Origin of the sequence: Rheinheimera mangrovi (assembly GCF_003990335.1) — a bacterium.
Lineage (GTDB): Bacteria > Pseudomonadota > Gammaproteobacteria > Enterobacterales > Alteromonadaceae > Pararheinheimera > Pararheinheimera mangrovi.
Map to the genome: position 1 here is coordinate 2,375,998 of NZ_CP034683.1, position 22,553 is coordinate 2,398,550.

Here is a 22,553-nt window from a genome sequence, read left to right on the forward strand (position 1 = left end):
CATAGGGTATAAATTAACAACGGATCTCCGTTTTGCCACCCATATAAGGCTGCAACACTGACGGGATCTGAATAGAACCATCAGCTTGTTGGTAATTCTCCAGAATAGCAACCAGCGTGCGACCTACGGCCAAACCTGAACCGTTTAAAGTATGCAACAGTTCAGGCTTTTTACCTTCGCCCGGACGGAAGCGTGCCTGCATACGACGGGCCTGGAAATCCCCCATATTTGAACAAGAAGAAATTTCACGGTAGGTATTTTGTGCCGGTAACCAAACTTCCAAATCATAGGTTTTAGTTGAACCAAAGCCCATATCCCCTGTACATAGCAACATAGTGCGGTACGGTAAACCTAATAACTGCAGTACTTTCTCTGCATGGCCTGTTAACTCTTCCAGCGCAGCAAATGACTGATCAGGATGTACCAACTGTACCATTTCAACTTTATCAAACTGGTGCTGACGAATTAGTCCACGGGTATCGCGGCCGTAAGAGCCAGCTTCGCTGCGGAAGCATGGCGTGTGAGCCGCATATTTTTGTGGCAATTCGGCCAATTCAAAAATGCAGTCGCGAGCCAGATTCGTAACAGGCACTTCAGCCGTTGGGATCAGCGACATACCCACGCCTTCTTCTGTCGCAGGTTTGGTATGGAATAAATCCGCACCAAACTTTGGCAACTGGCCAGTACCATACAACGAAGCAGCATTCACCAGATAAGGCACGTACAATTCGGTGTAGCCATGCTGCTCTGTGTGCAAGTCCAGCATAAATTGGGCTAAAGCACGGTGCAGACGGGCCATTTGACCACGCATCACTACAAAACGTGAACCGGCAATTTTTACCGCGTTTTCAAAATCCAGACCTTTGTCCAGTGCTTCGCCTAAAGCCACATGATCTTTCACTTCAAAGTCAAACGACTTAGGCTCGCCCCACTGCCGCACCATTACATTGCCAGTCTCGTCTTTACCAGTTGGCACAGATTCATGAGGTAAGTTTGGAATAGCACTGACAATAGCGTCCCACTGAGCTAATACAGCGTCTAGCTTTTGTTTGGCTTCTTCAAGCTCTGCACCTAACCCATCCACTTCAGCCAGCAATGGGGCGATGTCTTCACCACGGGCTTTGGCCTGACCTATAGCTTTGGATTTGGTATTACGTGAATTCTGTAGATCCTGAGTTGCCATTTGCAACTCACGACGCTGCTCTTCAAGCTGCTGCAGAGTATCCACATCCAGCTGAAAACCACGGTCTGCCAAACGTTGGGCAGTTTGAGCTAATTCGGCTCTTAAAAATTTTGCATCTAACATAGTGACTACTTCATTGAGCCCAGCTTTAAACCCAGCCAGGCGAGTGTTAAACAAATCAGCACGTTCAGTACAACATTCAGGCCGGCTTTCACCAAATCGCCTTGTTGCAGCAGTAAAACAGTGTCGAGTGAAAAAGTCGAAAAGGTAGTAAAGGCACCTAAAAAACCTACGCCGATCAGAGTCTTCCACGGGTTGACCGTCAGATGTTCGGCTAAAAACAGGCCATAAAGCAGACCTAATACAAAAGACCCGAGAATATTAACCAGCAAAGTGGCAAAAGGGAATGATTTACCACAAAGATGCAGGATAAATTCGCCTAAACCGAAACGGCAGCAGGCTCCTAAAGCACCACCAATAGCTACAGCCAGATATGCATGCATTAGTACTGTCCTTTGGCTTGCAGGTCCAGCATAGCTAAATAAGCCATTTTGTCCTGCAGTTGTTTCTCTAAGCCGCGATCTGACGGCTGATAAAACTTCATTCCTGCCATTTCAGTTGGTAAATACGCCTCACCAGCGGCATAAGCACCAGGTTCGTTATGTGCATAGCGATAGGCCTTGCCAAAACCTTGTTGTTTGGCAAGCGCAGTTGGTGCATTACGCAAATGATCCGGCACCTCATAAGATGGGTGTTGCTGCACATACTGGCGCATCTGATTAAAGGCGCTGTACACCGCATTGGATTTTGGTGCCAGGGCCATATAGACGGCAGCCTGAGCTATAGCGCGCTCCCCTTCAGCAGGGCCCACACGGGCAAAGGTATCCCACGCATCCAAGCCTATAGTTAAAGCACGTGGGTCGGCATTGCCTATATCTTCACTGGCAATAGCCAGTAGCCTGCGCGCTACATACAAAGGGTCGCCACCGCCTTCTAAAATGCGGCAATACCAATACAAAGCAGCATCTGGGTTGGAGCCACGCACCGATTTATGAAAAGCAGAAATTAAGTCGTAAAAAATATCGCCCTGCTGATCAAAACCCGGCAATTGCCTGGGTACTAACTGCCGAAATAAGTCAGCGGTTAGTTCAGTCACTGCAGCGCCCTGTTGCGCTGTTTCTACGGCTTGCTCAAACAGGTTTAATAAACGTCTGGCATCGCCATCCGCCAGTTGCAGCAATAAGGATTGCGCCTCAGGGTTTATCTGTACCACTTGTCCCTGTTGGTGGTAATGCGCCACAGCTCGTTCTATGACTAAAGCCAGATCCTCTGCCGTCAGCTTTTTTAAAATGCAGACACGGGCGCGGGATAACATAGCGTTATTGAGTGCAAAAGCAGGGTTTTCAGTAGTAGCCCCAATAAAAATTATGGTGCCGTCTTCAATATGGGGTAAAAACGCATCTTGCTGGGCTTTGTTAAAACGGTGCACTTCATCGACAAATAACAAGGTGCGTTGATTTTGCGCTAAACGTTGTTTGGCAGCCTGAATTTCTTCGCGTATTTCTTTAACGCCAGCAGTCACAGCAGATAAACGGGCAATAGCGGCTTTGGCATAAATGGCGATCAACTCTGCCAAGGTAGTTTTGCCTGTGCCTGGAGGGCCCCATAAAATTAAAGAGGAGATACGCCCTGCTTCTATCGCTTTACGTAGCGGTGTGCCTGAACCCAGCACTTGCTGCTGTCCAACATAGTCCGATAGCTTTGTTGGCCTCAGCAGCGCTGCCAGAGGCCTGATATCGTCGTGAAATTCAAAGCCGAGGTTATTCACTTGACGCGTTGATCATCGACTTCAGCTGTCGCAGGAATGGCAAACTGAAACAGCTCTGAGGCCAGCGGTGTGTTGTATTGCACCAGATTAAAATCAAAAGTGCTGTTCTGACCATTGCTGTCAGTGACGATCATTTTTGATAAGGCTAAACCAGCAAATTTCAGACTGAGCTTTTTCACCGCATTGCTTGGGTCTTTCGGTGTGATATCAAACTGATCATCAGCACCAGTCACGTTGTACTGAGCCCATAATTTAGGGTCATGCGACGTCAGCAGCACAAAAGGAGTTTTCTGTACTTGTTCTTTCGCGTCATAAATACTGACCTGATCCAACAATTCAGCATAAAACCACAAGGTTTTACCATCACCAATAAACAGGTTTGGCTCTGGCGTCTGGGTTTCAAAACGGAATAAAGATGGCTGTTTTAGCGACAACATACCTTCGCCCTGCTGGATCAGCTTATTGCTGGCATCAACGACAGTTTGATCAAAACTGGCCTGAAAGCTGGTTAAACGTGCTAATTTTTTCTGTAAATCATTAGCTTGATCTGCGACAGCCATAAAGCTAGGCAGCATCAGAGACAACATCAGAGCAACAGCTTTTTTCGCAAGGTTTTTGTTCATATAGACCTTAGTTAAAATACTTTAGGAGGAGGAGGCGCTAATACTTCACGGTTACCGTTGTGGCCTGCACCACTGACAATACCGCTCATTTCCATCTGTTCCACTAAACGGGCGGCGCGATTATAGCCAATACGGAAGCGTCTTTGTACACCTGACACCGAAGCTTTACGGCTTTCAGTAACAAAGGCCACGGCCTGATCAAAAAGTGGATCCGACTCGCCTTCGTCATTTTCCATACTTTCGCCCGGTAGTAAGCTATCTTCCGACGGCTCACCATTTAAAATTTCTGAAATGTAATTCGGTTTGCCACGGCGTTTCCAGTCCGACACCACCGCATGTACTTCATGGTCGTCGACAAAAGCACCATGCACACGAGTGGGTACACCTGAGCCTGGCGGCAGATACAACATATCGCCCTGACCTAACAAACTTTCAGCGCCCTGCTGGTCCAAAATGGTTCTGGAGTCAATTTTCGACGATACCTGAAACGCCATACGGGTTGGAATATTGGCTTTAATCAAACCGGTAATCACATCCACTGACGGACGTTGAGTCGCTAAAATCAGGTGGATACCAGCAGCACGGGCTTTTTGCGCAATACGGGCAATCAGCTCTTCTACTTTTTTACCGACAATCATCATCATGTCGGCGAATTCGTCGATCACGACAACGATAGAAGGCAACTTTTCCAGCTCTGGTGGCATCGTCATCATATTATCGCTTGGCTTCCAGATCGGGTCACGAATTGGCGTACCAGCTGCTATGGCATCCTGAATTTTTTGGTTATAACCTTTTAAGTTACGCACACCAAGGGCCGACATTAGCTTATAACGCCGTTCCATTTCACCAACACACCAGCGCAGGCCATTGGCCGCCTCTTTCATGTCTGTGACTACTTCGGTCAGCAAATGCGGAATGCCTTCATAGACCGATAATTCCAGCATCTTCGGGTCAATCATTAAAAAACGTACATCTTCAGGCGTAGATTTATACAACAAACTACAAATCATCACGTTCACGCCGACTGACTTTCCAGAGCCCGTAGTACCAGCGACCAGCAAGTGTGGCATCCGGCCTAAGTCTGCAACTACTGATTTACCGGCAATGTCTTTTCCCAACACCATAGTTAATGGCGATTTGGACTGCAAAAACACTTCGTCGCCTATGACTTCAGATAAGCGCACTATTTCGCGGAATTGGTTTGGCAGCTCCAGACCAATATAAGATTTACCAGGAATAACCTCTACCACCCGCACGCTAATGGCAGACAATGAGCGAGCTAAATCTTTGGATAAGCCAGTAATTTTACTGACTTTGACACCTGGGGCTAAATCAAGCTCAAAGCGGGTGACGACAGGACCCGGCAACACCGCAACTACTTTAGCTTCCACACCAAAATCAAGCAGCTTGGTTTCGACCAAACGAGAAACGCGCTCTAAGTCAGCTGGGTCTATCGGGTTTGTTGCTTTGTCTGGTCTGTCCAATAAAGCTAAGGAAGGCAAATCATCCGGGCTGAACGAGGCTGCAACAGGTGTATCGTCTTCTTCCTCTTCGGCAATCACCACAGGAGCGACAACAGTCTGGCGTTCCACTTCGGCAAAACTTTGTTCCAGATGCTGTAACTGCTCAGGGTAGTAGGCATCATCCACCGCAGAAAAACTTAAATCATCGTCTGCCAGAGTATCAACGCTGACAAAAGCCACAGCTTCTGTTTTTTCGTCCAAAGGCGCAAAAGGCAAAGGTTCAACCCGCTCGCCAGGGAAATAGGCACGGCTTGGCTGGCTTTGCACTTCCTCAATGTCAGGTAAAGGGATTTGTTCTTCTTCAGGCGCAATAAACGCAGCTTGCACCGCTTCATCGCGTACCGTACTTAAACGAATCACTTCTGGCGCAACCGCAGCTTCGGTAAAAGAAAGGTCGACTATTTGTTTAGGCGCCAGATCGGCGTCCATTTCCGGTTCACGGCGCTGAGCAGTCACAGTGGACTCGGTCTGGAAAGACAAAGGCGATGCGGCTTTCGTTGCTGAACGTTGTGCCAGGTAATGGCCTAAACGGGTTGGAGCCTGATACAAGCCAATCAAGGCTCGCATAGTTAAAGCCCCCAGCTCATCCGCTACTGTGACCCAGGAAATACCTGTCGCCAGCGTTAGGCCTGTAGATAAACCACAAAGCAGCAATAAAATGGTACCGATAAAATTAAAGTTTGGCATCAGCATAGAGGACACCACATCGCCCACTACACCACCGGAAGAAAAATAGAAAATGTCGTTAAAGTTAATACTGCTGATCGCACTGGCACATAGAAAAGTTAACACCAAACCTATCAGTCGCAACCCCAAAATAAGGTAATCCATCTCCATTAATGCTTTAGCGCGGCGGGTTAACAAATAGCCGGCAAAAGCCACCAATGGCGGCACTAAATAAGCAATCCAGCCAAAAGTAAATAACAGAATATCGGCAATCCAGGCGCCTTTTGGCCCTGCATAGTTATGAACCGCAGTTTGATAACCTGCCTGAGACCAGCTTGGATCAGCCGGGTCGAATGACATTAAAGCCAATAACATAAAGGCTGCAAAACCAAAGCTGAGGATCAACCCCACTTCAGATATGCGCTGCATTCCGTTTAAAGAAAACAATAATTTGGCTCGTAACCTTCTGGCTTCACTCAACACAACAAGATCCCATTTATTCTAAGAATTCTACCTACTTAAGATACCAGAGAGACAACTCTGATGCACCCCTTTATAGCCGTATAACCTGAAGCTACAGCCCTACTGAGCATAACTTCGGCGACTAAAGCTATATAAGCTATTTAGCCTGAATGATAGCTGTACAACACATTGCTTTGGCATCACAAATAGCATTGCCATTAATTGACCGCTACAAAAGTGGTTTGTTTCACTTCTTCCATCACAACATAAGTACGGCTCTCGCGTACACTGGGTAAACGTAATAAGGTTTCACCTAACAGCTCACGATAAGCCGCCATATTGGCCACCCGGGTTTTTAATAAAAAGTCGAAACTGCCAGATACTAAATGACATTCCTGTATTTCATGCAGCTTCTGCACGGCTTTACTGAATTCATCAAAATCTTCCGGCGAGGTTTTACTTAAGGTAATTTCCACAAAAACCAGTAACGCGGAACCTACTTTATTCGGGTCCACCTGAGCTGTGTAGCCTAATATATAGCCTTCAGCCTCCAGTTTTCTCACCCGCTCAAGACAAGGCGTTGCGCTGAGCCCTACCCTTTTTGCCAATTCGACATTAGCAATACGACCGTCGTGTTGTAATTCAGTCAGAATTTTTCGGTCTATCCGGTCTAGTTTTTTTACACTTTTACTGGTTTCGTACATAGCAGATAAAAATTTCACTTTTGAGTTTATAGCGGGATTTATAACTGCGAATCATCCAAAAAACAACAGGTAAAACTACAAATCAGTAACTATACTAGGCAAAAATTTTACTCAACCCTACACAGGCGGAATATCATGATTATTGGCGTACCTAAAGAGATTAAAAACCACGAATACCGCGTCGGTATGACCCCTGCCAGCGTGCGTGAGCTGACTGCTCTTGGCCACACTGTTTTTGTTGAACACAATGCAGGTAGCGGCATTGGTTTTGGTGACGATGCCTATCAGGCTGCTGGTGCAACAGTATTAACTACTGCTGCTGAAGTTTTCGCTAAAGCAGAAATGATTGTAAAAGTAAAAGAGCCTCAGGCTGTTGAGCGCGCTATGCTGCGTGAAGGTCAAATCCTGTTCACTTACCTGCACTTAGCACCGGATCTGCCACAGACTGAAGACTTGATCAAATCAAAAGCTATTTGTATCGCCTACGAAACAGTGACAGACAACCGTGGTGGCTTGCCTTTATTAGCCCCTATGTCTGAAGTGGCTGGCCGTATGTCTATCCAGGCTGGTGCCCGTGCTTTAGAGAAATCATGTGCCGGTCGCGGTATGTTATTAGGTGGCGTACCAGGTGTTGAACCTGCCAAAGTTGTGATTATCGGTGGTGGTATGGTTGGTACCAACGCAGCTCAGATGGCTGTGGGTATGGGCGCTGACGTAGTAGTTCTGGATCGCAGCGTAGACGTATTACGTCGTATCGATGCTCAGTTCAACGGCGCAGTGAAAACTGTATACAGCACTGTTGATGCACTGGAAAAACATGTGTTGTCTGCTGACTTAGTCATTGGTGGCGTGTTAATTCCAGGTGCTGCTGCTCCTAAGCTGGTTACAGCCGATCATATCAAGCGTATGAAGCCAGGTTCAGCCATTGTTGACGTAGCGATCGATCAGGGCGGTTGTGTCGAGACTTCTAAAGCTACAACTCACGCTGAACCAACTTATATTGTGGATGACGTAGTGCATTACTGTGTGGCCAACATGCCAGGCGCAGTGCCACTGACTTCTACTTTTGCTCTGAACAACGCTACCCTGCCGTTTATCATCCGTTTAGCCAACAAAGGCTACAAACAGGCACTGCTGGACGACGCGCACCTGTTAAACGGCTTAAACGTGATCAATGGTCATGTGGTGAACAAACACGTAGCAGACGCGTTAAACCTGCCATTTGTTGAACCTAAGCAAGTATTAGCTGCAGTTTAATTTATACAATACCCCTTGATCAGGGCGGCATTAGCCGCCCTTTTTATTTGCTTCAATTTCCGTTAGTCTTTCTGCATGATTCTCAAAGGTTTATTACCATGAACTACCTGTTATCCGCTGTTTTTGCTTTAAGTTTTTCTGTGGCCGCTGTAGAAGAAATCCAGTTTGAAAAAGAATGGATCAAAGTCGGCCATCTTGAATTAGAAGTAGAACTGGCCTTAACCTCAGAGCAACGCGCCCGTGGTCTGATGTACCGCGATAAAGTAGAAAATGGCATGTTATTTATTTACGATGAAGAACGGATATTGTCGTTCTGGATGCGTAATACCAAAGTGCCGCTGGATATCGCTTATATCAGAGCAGACTGGACTATAGAACCTGTGCAGTTCTTGTACCCTTATGATGAAAAAGGTAAAAAATCTCAAGGCCCTGCCATAGGTGCTTTGGAAATGCCTCAAGGTTGGTTTAAAGCTCAGGGGTTAGCGGCTGGCACTAAGATTATTCGCTGTGGTAAGAAGTGTGAGTAAAAATAGCCCATCTCTGCTGCATTGAAATTGCAGTTAAAAGACCAGTTAAATACCCGTAATCGCAAGATCCAAAGCCGCTACTATCCGCTCTCTGAAATGCGCTAAAGTGCCGACGGGATTCTTCAGGTGTTTCACTGGTATCGATGCAATCTGTGGCGTAAGAAGCAGGAACTGTTCTCCCTCGAAACTTATATGTGGTGTAAGCCCCTTCATTGATTCGCCACCAAAAGCTGATGTCCTGCCTAAAGGAATAACGATACGAGTAACAAGGTCAGTAAGCACAGCACTTTGAATATCAACCAGATAGGGATAATGGGCTTTGCTGTGACTACTTGGATTAGCGTACACATCAAACTGAGCCATCAAAAACTCCTGAATTCGTCACCAAAACAGCCATGCTGTTCAACAAATTCGTTATAGCTTTTAATAGCTGCACGGTTTTCTTCAACCCACTGAGTGGCCTCGTATTTAGCCAGTTCCTCTTTCAGTGCTCGCTCCAGGGTAGCGGAGAGATTGATGTTCAATGCCCGTGTTTTAAGCAAAAGATCACTATTGATTGAAAGATTCGCGGCTTTTTTGGGTGCCGTTACATCATAAAGATCGGTCATACAAGCTTCCACACTAGTATCTATACTATAAAAATAGCATATGCGCATTAATATACGCAGGCAAGTGTTTTGGCAGATGCAGATTTCGCTGAATTGACAAATCATTTAACGAAACGCCCATCTTCTGGTCTATGTCGATTGCTACTTTCATCACGAGGTAGCATATCTACATCAGGCAGAGCTATAACAGGAAAAAATCTGCTTGAGAGGATTAAGCCCTCTGCTGATGAGTAAAGGAAATGCTTCGGGTAGTGGACGGATAAAACCGTTCCCGCAGTTTCATAAAGGGGGTTTCTACTAAAAAGTACAATGCCCAGCCACAAAAAATACTCACAGCCATAATAATGGTTACCCCCAAACCACCATGAATATCAATGCCATAGTCTGTCAGTGGCGCTTTCAGAACTTGAAATAAGGGTTTGTGGATCAAATAAATCGCATAGGACCACAATGCAATGTATGTGGCACCGGGAATTCGTATGCGATTCAGCCAACAATCAGGGCTCAGCGCTGCGAGTACAAGAATAGCAAAGCTGATTGCCAGAAATGAATAACCAAAGGTCACCACCTGAAATGTGCGGCCGAAGCCTCTGATGTACTCATAGTTCTGAAATACATAAAACATCAATCCCACACTGGCCAGCCCGGCGAGCAAGAGCAGATTACCTCTGCGTAATAATGCTGCATAAACAGTAGGATGAAAGTTTTTCAATAAAGCAATGGCCACACCAGGCAGTAATTCATCAAAGCGGGTAAAGCTCGAGTAATAAATATGTTCCATAAAGGATCGAGCGGAAATGTTCTCTTCGCCATGTGCATACCAATTAAATCCACGCAGAAACATAGCCAGCATCATAGCGCCAACAATAGTTGTCCAGGCAAGGCCAATAGAACGTCGGCTGTACGCGATGAGTAATGCAATAACGGGAAAGATTAAATAAAACTGTTCTTCAATACACAGCGACCAGGAGTGAGTAAAAGTTTCTCCCGGACCTAATCCAAAATTTTGGCTAAAAGTTAAAAATGACCAGAGCGGCGCAGTCGCAGTGCCGCCGAGAGCCACTGGAAAAATGAAATAAAGCGCGAGCACGAAATAATAATTCGGCAGAGTGCGCAGAAAACGGCGAATGTAAAACAGCTTGAGTGAAAAGTCCTGCCCTTTAGAAAAGGCCGACAGGACCTGGTTACCAATCAAATAGCCACTCAATACAAAAAACAGATCAACCCCTGTCCAGCCCACTGAACTGATAAAGCCAAACAGATTTTCAGGGCTGACAACGACCTTGTAGTGATAAATCAACACTATGATAATAGCGATGGCACGCAACGTGTCCAAGCCATCCAGCCGAGCTTTATCAGAAACAGAACTATCCATGTTACTGCTTATCCTTTCAGTGGATGATATGTGAAAAGGCGAATACTCAGAGATTAAAAGGTTCCTGATCGTCCCGCAGCAGCAGAATTTCACTAAAGCCCATTTTTACAAAGGCGTTTTTGCGATAGTCTTTGAGTGCACCAGTGCCTTTAGCGGTCATAGCCACTTGCTGCTCCATCTTGCGAAACGCAGTTAAATCTATGCCTTCGGCTGCGGCTACAGCTTCGAAGCTATCGGCGTATTTGTCGTAACTGAATGGGATCTTTTTCCACTCACCTTTGTATTTATAACTGATATGCCGTGCCATCTTCCAGCTCCTTATGTTGCGCAGCCAGCTGTTCTTGCTGGGCTAAAGTCTGCTGTTGTTTCAGTGCCGGTGCGGCATACATTTGCTGTACATAAGGACGTAGTTCTTCAGGCAAAGATACCATTTTAGTTTGATACCACAGGCTTTCTTCGCCGGGGTTCAGCTCAACATCCATTGTTGCCGCTAGATAATTCACCGGATACAAACGGTAACCAGCCCAGATTTGACGGTCTATTTCAGCAGCTAAGGCTGCAGGATCCTGACAACACCCCTGAATAGCTTCGCCAAAATGCACATGCACCCGACCTTTTTGGCCCACTATGCCCTGCACTATGCTTTGAATATCTTCCATCTCTGACTTTTTGTATTCGCCTGTGCTGGCCAGTTGATGCAGCTCGTTTGCTTTGGCCTGATCCAGCGGGTCAAATTCATAAGATAAACACACAGGCACAATATTTAACGACTGCATATAAGTCGCAAAATCCAGACCACGTTTTTTACCTTCAATAAAAAACATTTTTAAAATGGCTTCGTCGGTTTGATCCAAACCATCTTTAGCACGGCCTTCTTTTTGCGCTATCCAGATGGAATGGCCGGTTTCCAGCGAGTCTTTGATATAAGCCGACAAATGGCTCAACGCCTTGAGCATTTCGCGTGGTGCTTTGATAGAACGCTTCACAATAAAGCTTTTATTCAGTTTCATCAGCTCAGTTGCGCATGGCATTTTCAGTAAGTTATCGCCAATGGCAATACGTACTGTATCCATGCCCTTTTGATGTAAGCACCAGTTCAGCAGCGCCGGATCCATAGCAATATCTCTATGGTTCGAGATAAACAAATAGGACTGCTTTGGGTCCAGATGCTCAAGGCCACTGACGCTGACACCTGCCGAGCTTTTCTGCAGGCTTTGTTGTAAAAAGTCAGCCACCATATGCTGCACGTCAGACACAGTGCGCAAGCCTTTGGCTTTACGCGCCAATAACCAACGTAATACAGGAGTAAACAGATAACGGACAGTTTTAGGCCAACTGGCCAGACGGTAATTTAAAATAGCATGCAAAAAATCGGCGTCGTCCAATAAACGACTAATCGCTTCTGGTACTTCATGGTCAAAATAAGGGCGAATATCCTTGAAAGGATCCGTTTGATTTGGCACAGCTTTTAAACCCCAGGTTGAAAATGTTCCCTATTCTACCTGTTGCAAGACGGATCACCAGACTAATCTGGACCGATCACTTGACGGTTGTTGAATTATTGAGCGCTTTTCTTTAAATCAGGCAGTCAGGGCATAAAGCGGAGCAAATTGCACCGGCATCAGGCGGTTTTGTTGCACCCGCACCAACTGACCAGCCGATAATTGCTTACCATTTAATAGCTCCATAGGCTCCAGCAGCAAGCAATCCACCATAGGGTCAGCTTTGGCCACCAGCACCACTTTAGCGCGACTTACACCTTCAAGTTTGGCGATACTCATTAAGTCGGTGCGGCATTCGATACTGGAGAAGTTAAACAAATGGCTTTTTTGTACAGGAGCTTTGACAAAACTTAAAGCCGCAACAGCCTGAGCTGCAACTGCCAGTAAGTCGCTATCCGGTAACATACCTTCCAATGCTTCGGCAAAATCCATTAACAGCTGGGCTTGCTCCATACATAAGCTTTGTTGTTCTGGTTTAACGGTTAGCTCTTTGGCACTGAAGGCCGTTTGAATATGCTGGCTTTTTGATAACTGCAACACCAAACGGTCTTGCGTTTCACAATACTGCCAGCACCAGTCAGGGCAGAAAGACAACATACTTAATCCTTATGTATTCAAGATGTTGCCTTTCTACACCTGTTTTTAAGTCCTGTTAAAGATTATTTTGGACTAAGTATCAGGGATCCAAAATTGATCAGCATATGAGTTATTTCAGGCTCTCGACGATCTCTTTGATCAAGCTTGGGCCTTTATAAATGAAGTTAGAATACACCTGCACCAGGTTAGCACCAGCGTCCATTTTTTCCTGTGCTGCTTTGGCTGAATCTATGCCACCTACCCCAATAATTGGCATTTGTGGGCCTAAAGCTGTGCGGAACTGACGGATAATTTGTGTGCTCTTTTGCTGCACAGGCAAACCACTTAATCCACCTATTTCATTGCCATATTTCAGGTGTTGCACCGCACTTTTATCTAGTGTGGTGTTGGTAGCAATCACACCATCCATTTTGCTGCGAAGCAAAGTCTCAGCCACTTGCTGTACAGCGACTTCATCCATATCAGGCGCAATTTTTACAAAAACCGGCACGTACTTATCTTGTTGAGCTTGAAGATCCAGCTGCTCGTTTTTCACCGCCTGCAGCAAATCAAATAACGCATCACCAAATTGCAGATCCCGCAAACCCGGTGTATTAGGTGAAGAAATATTCACTGTAATGTAGCTGGCGTGAGCATAGACCTTGCGCATACATTCGATATAGTCGTCTTTGCCCTGCTCGTTTGGTGTGTCTTTGTTTTTGCCGATATTAATGCCGAGCACACCTTTGTAGCTCGACTTTTTTACATTCTCAACCAGATAATCCACACCTTTGTTATTAAATCCCATGCGGTTAATAATGGCGTTCGCTTCAGGTAAACGGAACAAACGTGGTTTGTCGTTCCCCGCCTGAGGACGTGGTGTCACAGTGCCTACTTCAATAAAACCAAAACCCATCTGGCCAAAAGCGTCGATGCAATCGGCATTCTTATCCAAACCCGCAGCTAAACCCACAGGATTATCAAAATGAATACCAGCTACTGTCACAGGTTTCTTTGGTAAATCCTGACGCCACAGCAAGGATGCCGGGGTATTTTTTAAATGCTTTAAGCTGCCAAGGGCCAGGTGATGTGAAAACTCAGCATCTGTACAAAACATTAAAGAACGCGCCAGTGAATAGAACATAACAACCTGCTTTTGTCAGTAAAGGGGATAGGTAAAATCTTAGTGTGCTTTAAAAAGCACCGGCTCTAAAAAGAGCCGGTGTATTCTAGCTGGAAGCTGAATTATTTCACAGGGTCACAGTGATGGCTGAGTAACATCAGTTCACGCAAAGCCACCGAGAACTTGGCAAATTCGTGGCTCTTGGTGGTTTTGAACTCGGCCAGCATTTGACGCCAGCGCGCCAGTACTGGTTCATGTTCTGTGATCCAGCTGCCGATCACAGCTTCTGCATCACAAGCACCACCACAACCACGAACGACTACAGCAGACAGCGCACGTTGTTGCCAGTCCAGCTCTTCGCGGTACGAAGCTCGAGCCAGAGCCTGCCAATGGTTAGCTACTGGTTGCTGGGTAATTTGCTCCAGGAACCAGTGCAGATCTAAACGATCGCCCAGTTTGAAGTAAATTTCTGCAGTCAGCAGCAGGCCATTTTTCTCTGCATCTGCCACCTGGGCAATATCCATCACAGAGAAACAGGTGCTTAGCTGAGCTAAATAACGGGCTACGTCAGCAGGTACCGCTTGTTCAATAAAGGCTTGCTCGTTAGCTGCCAATTGTTCAGCTTCGGCCGGTGCCAGTAATTTTTGCAGGTTATTGCTGATTTCAACAAAAGCTGGTTTGAAGAAATCAATAGTCTGCTGAATATCCAGCGCCTTGTTACGGTGACGTAAGAACCAACGGGTCGTACGGCGCATAGTACGGCGCAACTGGTGGAATAATTTGATCTGCAGTGCTGCAGGGATCACGTTGTCCAATTCTTCAAGCTTGTTCCATACCGCTTCCACGTCAAACAAGTCACGCGCTATGGTGTAGCACACTGCAACTTCAGCAATAGAAGAACCTGTTTCTTCCATCATACGCTGAGCAAAGTTAGCACCCATGTCGTTGACAATCAGGTTAGCCAGTTTGGTGGCGATGATCTCAGCTTTTAACGGGTGAGTTTCCATCTCTTTGGCAAAACTTTGCTGCAGCACTTTCGGGAATGCAGTAAACAGATGACGTTTGAAGTAACTGTTTTCATAAATTTCCGGCAGCACCAGCCACTCTTTCATGACCATTTTGCCGTAAGCGGTCAGAATGGCCAGCTCAGGACGGGTTAAACCCTGACCTTTGGCAGTGCGTTCAGCCAAAGCGTCGTCTGAAGGTAAAAACTCCAGTTCACGGTTTAACTTGCCGTCTTTCTCCAGAGAATGGATAAAGCGCGTGTATTCTTTCATCTGCTCAGCGCCCAGCACTGAAGACACAGAAATACTCTGGGTTTGACGGTAACAGTCGTTAATCACGATATCGGCCACATCAGTGGTCATCGCCGCTAACAGCTCGTTGCGTTGCTTCAGCGTCATATCACCACTGGCTACCAGAGCGTTTAACAGGATTTTGATGTTTACTTCGTTATCTGAACAGTCTACGCCGCCGACGTTATCGATAAAGTCCGTGTTAATGCGGCCACCGTTGTTCGCGTATTCAATACGGCCACGTTGAGTAGTACCTAAGTTACCACCCTCGCCTATCACTTTGGCTTTCACTTCTTTACCGTTAACGCGAACCGCCTCAGAACCACGGTCACCGACTTCAGCATGAGTTTCGTCCGTCGCTTTAACGTAAGTACCGATACCACCGTTCCAAATCAGATCCACGTCCATCATCAATGCGGCGCGAATAAATTCGTTTGGTGTCAGGCTGACGGCTGTCGTGCCTAACATCTGCTGAATTTGTGGTGTCAGCTTGATGGACTTGGCGCTGCGCATAAACAAACCACCACCTTCAGAGATCAGTGACTTATCAAAGTCATCCCAGGTCGAGGTGGGTAAGTTAAACATACGCTCACGTTCAACAAAAGTTTTTGCTGCATCAGGATTTGGGTCAACAAAAATGTGCATATGGTTAAATGCCACTTGCAGACGGATATGTTTGGATAACAGCATGCCGTTACCAAAGACGTCACCGGCCATATCACCTATACCGACACAAGTGAAATCTGTGGTCTGGCAGTCGATGCCTACTTCGCGGAAGTGACGTTTCACCGACTCCCAACCACCACGGGCTGTAATACCCATACCTTTGTGGTCGTAACCGTTTGAACCACCTGATGCAAAGGCATCACCTAACCAGTGATTGTATTCAGCAGAAATAGCGTTGGCTATATCAGAGAATGTCGCTGTGCCTTTATCAGCTGCGACTACTAAATACGGGTCATCTTCGTCTAAACGCACCACAGATTTTGGCGGAACAATCTGTCCCTGCACTATGTTATCGGTAATATCCAACAGACCACGGATAAAGGTGCGGTAACATTCTTTACCTTCGTTTAAGAAGGCTTCACGGCCACCGGTTTCTGGTAACTTTTTACAAACAAAACCACCTTTGGCACCTACTGGTACTATCACGGTGTTTTTTACTTGCTGAGCTTTGACCAGACCTAAGACTTCAGTACGGAAGTCTTCACGACGGTCGGACCAACGCAGACCACCACGGGCCACTTTACCGCCGCGTAAATGCACACCTTCCACACGTGGTGAGTAGACAAAAATCTCAAAAGCAGGTACTGGTAAAGGCATATCAGGCACTAAAGAGGATTTCACCTTAAAGGAGATATAGCTCTTCTGCTGGCCCTGCGGGTTTGGCTGGAAGTAGTTAGTACGTAAAGTAGCTGACATCATAGCCACAAAACGACGGATAATACGGTCATCATCCAGGTTGACTACGCTATCCAGTTGCTCGTTTAACTGCTTCTCAATGGCTTCAATAGCTGCTGTATCACCAGTGTTTTGTGGATCAAACTTGGTGTTAAACAGTTGCACTAACAAATGCGCCAGTTTTGGATAACGGGCAAAAGCGTTTTCGACGTAAGACTGGCTGAAGGTACCGCCAATCTGACGTTTGTATTTAGCATAAGCACGTAACAACGAGGCTTCACGGCCTGTTAGACCTGCGCCTAAGATCAGTCGGTTAAAGCCGTCATCTTCCAGTTCGCCTTTCCATACTTTGGCAAACGAATCCTGGAAAGACAGCTGAGCTTGTTCAAAGTCAGTTGGCATAGCGCCGTTGACTTCCATCGCGAAGTTTAATATCCAGCTGACCGAACCGTCCGGGCAACGCACCGCATAAGGGGTTTCGCCTATCACACGTAAACCAAAGTTTTCCAGTATCGGCAATACATCAGACAAGTGAATTGGGTGATCTTTGTGGAACAGGTTCAGCCGCACGGCTTTACTGTCGTTACGCTCTTCTTGTGGACGATAAAACAACATGTCCAGACGGTGTTCATCGTTTAACGACTCGATTTTTTCAATGTCGACCAGCGCATCGTTTGGCAACATTTCGTCTTTGTAAGACGACGGGAAAGCGGTTAAATACTTACGGGCCAGTTCACGACCACGGGCTTCACCATAATGGCCAACCAGTGCAGCTTCCAGCTTGTCTTCCCAGGTACGGGCCGCTTCAACTAAATTGCGTTCAATTTCTTTCACATTAAACTCGATATTGTTATCGTTGATCCGAACGAAATAATGGGTACGCGCCAACACGGATTCAGAGAAGTAGGTGGTAAATTCCACAGCTTCAGTGCTGCCCAGAGACTGCGCCAGAATTTGTTGGGTCACTTTACGCAGTTGAGTGTTATAACGCTCACGTGGTACATACACCATAGCGGAGACGAAACGACCAAAGGCGTCTTTACGCACAAACAGACGTGTCATATCCCGTTCCTGCATTTGCAGTACGCCGGTCGACACATCCAACAGTTCTTCTGTGGTGGCTTGGATTAACTCGTCGCGTGGATAAGTTTCCAGAATATTCAACAAGGCTTTGTAAGCGTGGGTGCCATTGGCAAAACCAGACTTCGCCATCACTTTGGCCAGCTTGTTTTTCAGCAATGGAATATCAGCAGCGCTGTTGTTGTATAAGGATGAAGAGTACAAGCCAATAAAGCGATCTTCTCCTACTACATGGCCTTTGTCGTCAAACCGCTTAATACCCACATAGTCGATATAGGCTGGACGATGCACACGGGATTTATTATTGGTTTTCGTCAGGATCAGCAAGGACGCGTTTAAGGCTTGTTTACGTGCCTGTTGTGGCAAATCAGACAGCATTAAATCACGCGAGACAGAACGCCGCATTAAACCTAAGGCGCTGTCGTTGACGCTTTCAATTTTATGATCGCCTTCCACCGCTTTGATGCGGTATTCACGATAGCCCAACAAAGTGAAGTTGTCTTTGGCCATCCAGTTTAAGAATTCAGTGGTTTGTTCAAGCTCAGTTGCATTCACTGCTGCTTGTTTTGGTAAATCCGCTATCACTTGCAATAATTTTTCGCGGATAGGCTTCCAGTCCTGCACTGCTAAAGACACATCTTCCATCACAGATTGCAGTTCAGAGGTTAAAGCTTCAACTGCAGCTTTGTCTGTCATGCGATCTATTTCAATATGGAACACAGTTTGTTCAGTGCTGGCTTGCTCCACAGTGCCCAGTTTGAAAAAGTCCGTGATGTCGTTTTTATCGTTACGGAGCGTCTGCAAAGGGTAATGCAATAACAAGTGAGTAGTAATGGATTGACGTGTTAAAGCCATCCGCACTGAGTCCACTAAAAAAGGGCTGTCTTTCACTACGATTTCAACAATAGTGTGTTTGGACTCCCAACCATGTTTAGCGATCTCAGGGTTAAACACGCGGATTAACGCCTTGGCATCGGTATGATTATTGAAGCTTTGCCATAAACTTAACGCAGCACCGTATAAATCGCTGTCGTTACGACCAAACAAATCTTCGTGAGACATATTGCCATACAGAGTGTGGGCAAATTTTTCGACCAGTTCGACCTGATCTTTGACTTTAGAACGAATTAGTTTACTTACATTTTGTAGTAGTACAGAAGGTTGACCGTCTATCAGTGCCATTTTTGTATCCTTTTTTGAAACCTCAGACTACGAAGACTGGGTTTACTTACATACAGAGCGTGTCAGGTGCGAAGTTTATTGAGTATTGACGGGCTTTTCGAGCTTTATTTATGTCTTTGCAACTGGTTGTACCAGAATAAATATCGCTGATTTGACAAGTTATTCATCCACTGTAAATAGAAAATGGCCTTACGGCCATTTTCTTGTCTAAACATGCAGTTTTTTACATAAGTAATGACTAGTTGTTTTTTCGCCAGAAAAAGGCCGCCAGTGCTGGTAACACCAGTATTGCACCTAGCATATTCACTAAAAACATAAAGGTCAGCAGTATGCCCATATCCACCTGGAATTTCAGCGCAGAGAATACCCAGGTGCTGACGCCAATGGCCAAAGTGATACCGGTAAAGAGCACCGCACTGCCCGTCTCTTTTAACGCTGTGAAATAAGCCTGACGCAGCGGTGTGCCATCACGCAGCAATTGCGTCATATTCGACAGAATATAAATACCGTAGTCGACACCTATACCTACACCCAGCGCTATCACAGGTAAAGTAGATACAGTTAAACCAATTTCCAGTTTAGTCATTAGCGCAGTCGCCAGAATAGACACCACATAAAGAGGTACTATAACGGCCACTGTGGCTTTAACAGAACGGAAGCTAATTAAACACAATACAATTACTGCACCATAGACATACCACATCATGGGCGTTTGAGCTGCGTCTACTGCTTCATTCGTGGCCGCCATCACACCCACTGGACCAGAAGCTAACTTAAACTTCACCTCATCTGTGCTGAGTTCGGCACCAGCTTTTTTCGCTGCTGCCACCACAGTTTCGATGGTCTCGGCTTTATGGTCGTTTAAAAACAGGATCACTGGCATCACTGAGCAGTCGCTGTTCAGTAAACCTGTGCTGGTTTCTACCCGACTGGACGCTTGTACTAAGCTTTCAGTGGTACGCGGCAGTATTTTCCACTTCACATTACCTTCGTTGTAAGCCGCATTGATGGTTTTGGACACTGAAGCTAAAGACACAGCAGACTGCACGCCTGGTACATTTTCCATTTGCCACTGGAATTGATCCACTCTGTTCATCACATCGTGGAAAGTACAGCCGTTGGCCGGAGTTTCCACCATCACATTGATGTAATCGACGGAAATGGCATAACGGTCCGTGATCAGGAAGGTATCCTGGTTATACACCGAATCTTCATGCAAAGCCGGAGCACCAGGGTGCAAATCACCAATTTTCAGATAAGCGCTTTGCTGCCAGCCCAAAGCAAATAAAGCGGCTGTAGCGAGTAAAATCACCACCGCATACTTAGGCGTAGCAAAAGCAGATAAGCTGTACCAGAACTTTTCAATACGCGGATGTGGCGTCTGGACCTTTTGCTTGTACTTGTCGCTGAATTTCACATAGGACATCAAAACAGGCAACAGGATCAGATTGGTTAAAATGATGATACCCACACCTAAACTAGCGGTAATGGCTAGTTCACGTATAACGCCAATTTCAATAATCAACAGAGTTAAAAAACCGACAGTGTCAGACAGCAACGCTATGCCACCTGGGATCAACAATTTACGGAAGCTGGCCTGAGCTGCGGTTTTTGCATCCATACCTAAAGCCACGTTTTTACCTGTGGCATTGATCATCTGCACACCATGACTAACGCCTATCGCAAACACCAGAAAAGGCACCAGAATGGACATAGGGTCAATACCAAAACCCAATACAGTCAACATCCCCATTTGCCAAATGACAGCGATTAACGAACAGGCAATAGGCAACAAGGTCAGCATCATTGAGCCGCTGAACAAATACACCATAATAGCCGTGATCACTATAGCCACTGCAAAAAAGGCCAATACACCTTTAGCACCGTCTGCTACATCACCCACCATCTTGGCAAAGCCTATGATATGCACACTCAGGTTTTCGTTTTGATACTGGCCCCGAACCTGTTGCTCAAGCTCTGAAGCAAATTTAATGGTATCGAGCTTCTGCTGAGTATCAGGGTCTACTTCCAGCAATTGCGCTGTCACCATGGCGCAACTGAAATCGTCAGCCACCATACGACCGACAATACCTGCTTTTTCGACGTTGGATTTGACCACAGCCAAACCTTCTGGCGTAGGTGAAAACTCAGCAGGAATAACAGGGCCGCCGGCAAAACCATCTTCCACCACTTCAACAAAACGAGTGCTTGGACTATACAAAGATTTAACCAGACTGCGGTCTACCCCTGGCAGGTAATAAATCTGATCATGAATTTTTTTAAAGGAAGCAAAAAAATCCGGGTTAAAAATATCGCCTTTGGCATCACAAACCGACACTAAAATATTATTGGCGCCACCAAAATCTTTGGCATGTTGCATATAGGTTTGCATGTATTCATGCTGCAGTGGGATATTTTTAGTAAAAGCTGCATCCAGTTTAATTTGGCTGGCTTTAAATAATAAAAATAAAGTAGCGAGTACAAAAAGTACAATCACAGCGGGTCTATGACGGAACAACGCCGTCTCACAGCTGGTTACAATTCGGTTCAGACTCATGTTATTCCGGCTTCTTGATTGCTAAGGTTCGAATTCCAGCTTCGGTCACTAATACCAGCTGATCCCTGACTGCGACGGCATTCAAAATGGCTTTACTATCTGGTGTGGGCATTGACGTAAAACTGACGCCATCATCCTGGCTGACTAACAAAGTGCCGGCATTTCCTGTCAGATAGACACGGCCAGCTTCGTCCGTTAGCACGCTGTTCAGCGTGGCAGTATGGTTCAGTTTCACTTCCTGCCAGCTTTGGCCCAAATCTGTGCTTCGGAACACATGGCCACGCAAGCCCGCAGCGATCAGGCTGTTTTGAGCAGTCATGGTCAGGCCAAACAACGAACCGTTGTAAAATTCTGTATGACGGGTCCAGCTTTTACCAAAATCTGCACTAGTGGCAAAAAAGCCTGCCTCGCCAATCAGATACAGCACATTACTGTGCTGATAGATACGGTTAAAATGCGGTAACACCGAAGCCCGTTCTTCCAGATAAGCATCAGGGTCTGTTTCCTGCAGCTCTTTTAAGTACTCCTGATCCTCGCCACCCACCAGTTCAAGATGAAATTCATCCTGCCAGGTTTTACCTCCGTCTGTGGTGCGGTAAAACATACCGTACGCACCCAAGGCTATACCGTTAGTAGCGTCAGCAAATAAAATATCAAACAGCGGTTTATCTGTTTCTGGTTTAAATTGCTGTAACTGCCAGCTTTGGCCACCGTCTTGTGTGGCAATAATAGTGGCGTCATGCCCTACAGCCCAACCGTGTTTGTCATCAGAGAAATATACTGAGGTAAACAAACTTTGCACTGGGGTCTGAATTTGTGTCCAACTGGTACTGTTTTTACTGACCAGCAAATGACCACGATCGCCTACTGCGACATACAGCTGATCGTTGACACGGATTAAATCGGTCAGAACTGCTTTTTCTGCCAGAGGCATCATATAAGACGGCGTTGGCGCAACTGCAGACTCAGCGTGAATTTGGGTTGTCAGCAGCATAGCTGCGACAGAGGATAAAAGTTTAACCATCATTAGAGTTTTCACTCAGCTTCAATTTAGAAACAAAAACGGTTGGCATCAAGCCAA

General features: G+C 46.1%; 18 protein-coding genes. 2 read left to right on the top strand and 16 right to left on the bottom strand.

The genetic code is table 11. The annotated features are described in order from the left end of the window. Window positions 1-13 precede the first annotated feature (13 nt). From serS to lrp, 6 genes are all read right to left on the bottom strand, one after another. The gene (gene serS / locus EK374_RS10720) at window positions 14-1,306 is read right to left on the bottom strand and encodes a serine--tRNA ligase (RefSeq protein ID WP_127023093.1); all 1,293 of its coding nucleotides are present in this window, start codon (window positions 1,304-1,306) and stop codon (window positions 14-16) included. A 5-nt stretch (window positions 1,307-1,311) separates the two neighbouring features. Continuing rightward, window positions 1,312-1,686, bottom strand: a complete 375-nt coding sequence (crcB, locus tag EK374_RS10725; protein ID WP_127023096.1) for a fluoride efflux transporter CrcB — start codon at window positions 1,684-1,686, stop codon at window positions 1,312-1,314. Next, on the bottom strand, window positions 1,686-3,011 hold the full coding sequence (locus EK374_RS10730; protein WP_127023099.1) for a replication-associated recombination protein A: 1,326 nt from the start codon (window positions 3,009-3,011) through the stop codon (window positions 1,686-1,688). The genes crcB and EK374_RS10730 overlap by 1 nt, the downstream gene beginning before the upstream one ends. Continuing rightward, complete coding sequence (gene lolA / locus EK374_RS10735) at window positions 3,008-3,634, bottom strand: outer membrane lipoprotein chaperone LolA (RefSeq protein ID WP_127023102.1); 627 nt, start codon at window positions 3,632-3,634, stop codon at window positions 3,008-3,010. Before lolA ends, EK374_RS10730 begins: the two co-directional genes overlap by 4 nt. 11 nt (window positions 3,635-3,645) lie before the next feature. Next, entirely contained in the window at window positions 3,646-6,252 is a 2,607-nt protein-coding gene (locus EK374_RS10740) for a DNA translocase FtsK (RefSeq protein ID WP_233280231.1), read from the bottom strand. A gap of 251 nt (window positions 6,253-6,503) precedes the next feature. After that, window positions 6,504-6,989 carry a leucine-responsive transcriptional regulator Lrp gene (lrp, locus tag EK374_RS10745; RefSeq protein ID WP_046521198.1) on the bottom strand — a complete coding sequence of 162 codons (486 nt, stop codon included), beginning with the start codon at window positions 6,987-6,989 and terminating at the stop codon, window positions 6,504-6,506. A gap of 135 nt (window positions 6,990-7,124) precedes the next feature. On the opposite strand from lrp, the gene ald reads away from it, so the two are divergent. Both ald and EK374_RS10755 read left to right on the top strand, forming a co-directional pair. Beyond that, window positions 7,125-8,246 carry an alanine dehydrogenase gene (ald, locus tag EK374_RS10750; RefSeq protein WP_127023109.1) on the top strand — a complete coding sequence of 374 codons (1,122 nt, stop codon included), beginning with the start codon at window positions 7,125-7,127 and terminating at the stop codon, window positions 8,244-8,246. 98 nt (window positions 8,247-8,344) lie between these two features. Further along, complete coding sequence (locus tag EK374_RS10755; RefSeq protein WP_127023112.1) at window positions 8,345-8,773, top strand: DUF192 domain-containing protein; 429 nt, start codon at window positions 8,345-8,347, stop codon at window positions 8,771-8,773. A gap of 45 nt (window positions 8,774-8,818) precedes the next feature. On the opposite strand, the gene EK374_RS10760 is transcribed toward EK374_RS10755, so the two are convergent. From EK374_RS10760 to EK374_RS10805, 10 genes are all read right to left on the bottom strand, one after another. Then, window positions 8,819-9,136 (bottom strand): CcdB family protein, encoded by a 318-nt coding sequence (locus EK374_RS10760; RefSeq protein WP_127023115.1) that lies wholly within the window; start codon window positions 9,134-9,136, stop codon window positions 8,819-8,821. Next, entirely contained in the window at window positions 9,136-9,381 is a 246-nt protein-coding gene (locus EK374_RS10765) for a type II toxin-antitoxin system CcdA family antitoxin (RefSeq protein ID WP_127023118.1), read from the bottom strand. The genes EK374_RS10760 and EK374_RS10765 overlap by 1 nt, the downstream gene beginning before the upstream one ends. A 211-nt stretch (window positions 9,382-9,592) precedes the next feature. Next, entirely contained in the window at window positions 9,593-10,756 is a 1,164-nt protein-coding gene (locus EK374_RS10770; protein WP_127023121.1) for an acyltransferase family protein, read from the bottom strand. 46 nt (window positions 10,757-10,802) lie between these two features. Continuing rightward, window positions 10,803-11,063, bottom strand: a complete 261-nt coding sequence (locus tag EK374_RS10775) for a DUF2960 domain-containing protein (protein WP_127023124.1) — start codon at window positions 11,061-11,063, stop codon at window positions 10,803-10,805. Beyond that, window positions 11,041-12,219: a 1-acyl-sn-glycerol-3-phosphate acyltransferase gene (locus EK374_RS10780; RefSeq protein ID WP_127023127.1), complete on the bottom strand. Its 1,179-nt coding sequence runs from the start codon at window positions 12,217-12,219 to the stop codon at window positions 11,041-11,043. Before EK374_RS10780 ends, EK374_RS10775 begins: the two co-directional genes overlap by 23 nt. Before the next feature lie 117 nt (window positions 12,220-12,336). Further along, the gene (locus tag EK374_RS10785; protein ID WP_127023130.1) at window positions 12,337-12,855 is read right to left on the bottom strand and encodes a cell division protein ZapC domain-containing protein; all 519 of its coding nucleotides are present in this window, start codon (window positions 12,853-12,855) and stop codon (window positions 12,337-12,339) included. Window positions 12,856-12,964: 109 nt separating this feature from the next. Then, window positions 12,965-13,978: a quinone-dependent dihydroorotate dehydrogenase gene (gene pyrD, locus EK374_RS10790; RefSeq protein WP_127023133.1), complete on the bottom strand. Its 1,014-nt coding sequence runs from the start codon at window positions 13,976-13,978 to the stop codon at window positions 12,965-12,967. Window positions 13,979-14,079: 101 nt separating this feature from the next. After that, window positions 14,080-18,915 (bottom strand): NAD-glutamate dehydrogenase, encoded by a 4,836-nt coding sequence (locus EK374_RS10795; RefSeq protein ID WP_127023136.1) that lies wholly within the window; start codon window positions 18,913-18,915, stop codon window positions 14,080-14,082. Window positions 18,916-19,153: 238 nt separating this feature from the next. Beyond that, entirely contained in the window at window positions 19,154-21,472 is a 2,319-nt protein-coding gene (locus tag EK374_RS10800) for an efflux RND transporter permease subunit (RefSeq protein ID WP_127023138.1), read from the bottom strand. A gap of 1 nt (window position 21,473) precedes the next feature. Next, window positions 21,474-22,499: a WD40/YVTN/BNR-like repeat-containing protein gene (locus tag EK374_RS10805; protein ID WP_127023141.1), complete on the bottom strand. Its 1,026-nt coding sequence runs from the start codon at window positions 22,497-22,499 to the stop codon at window positions 21,474-21,476. Window positions 22,500-22,553 lie beyond the last annotated feature (54 nt).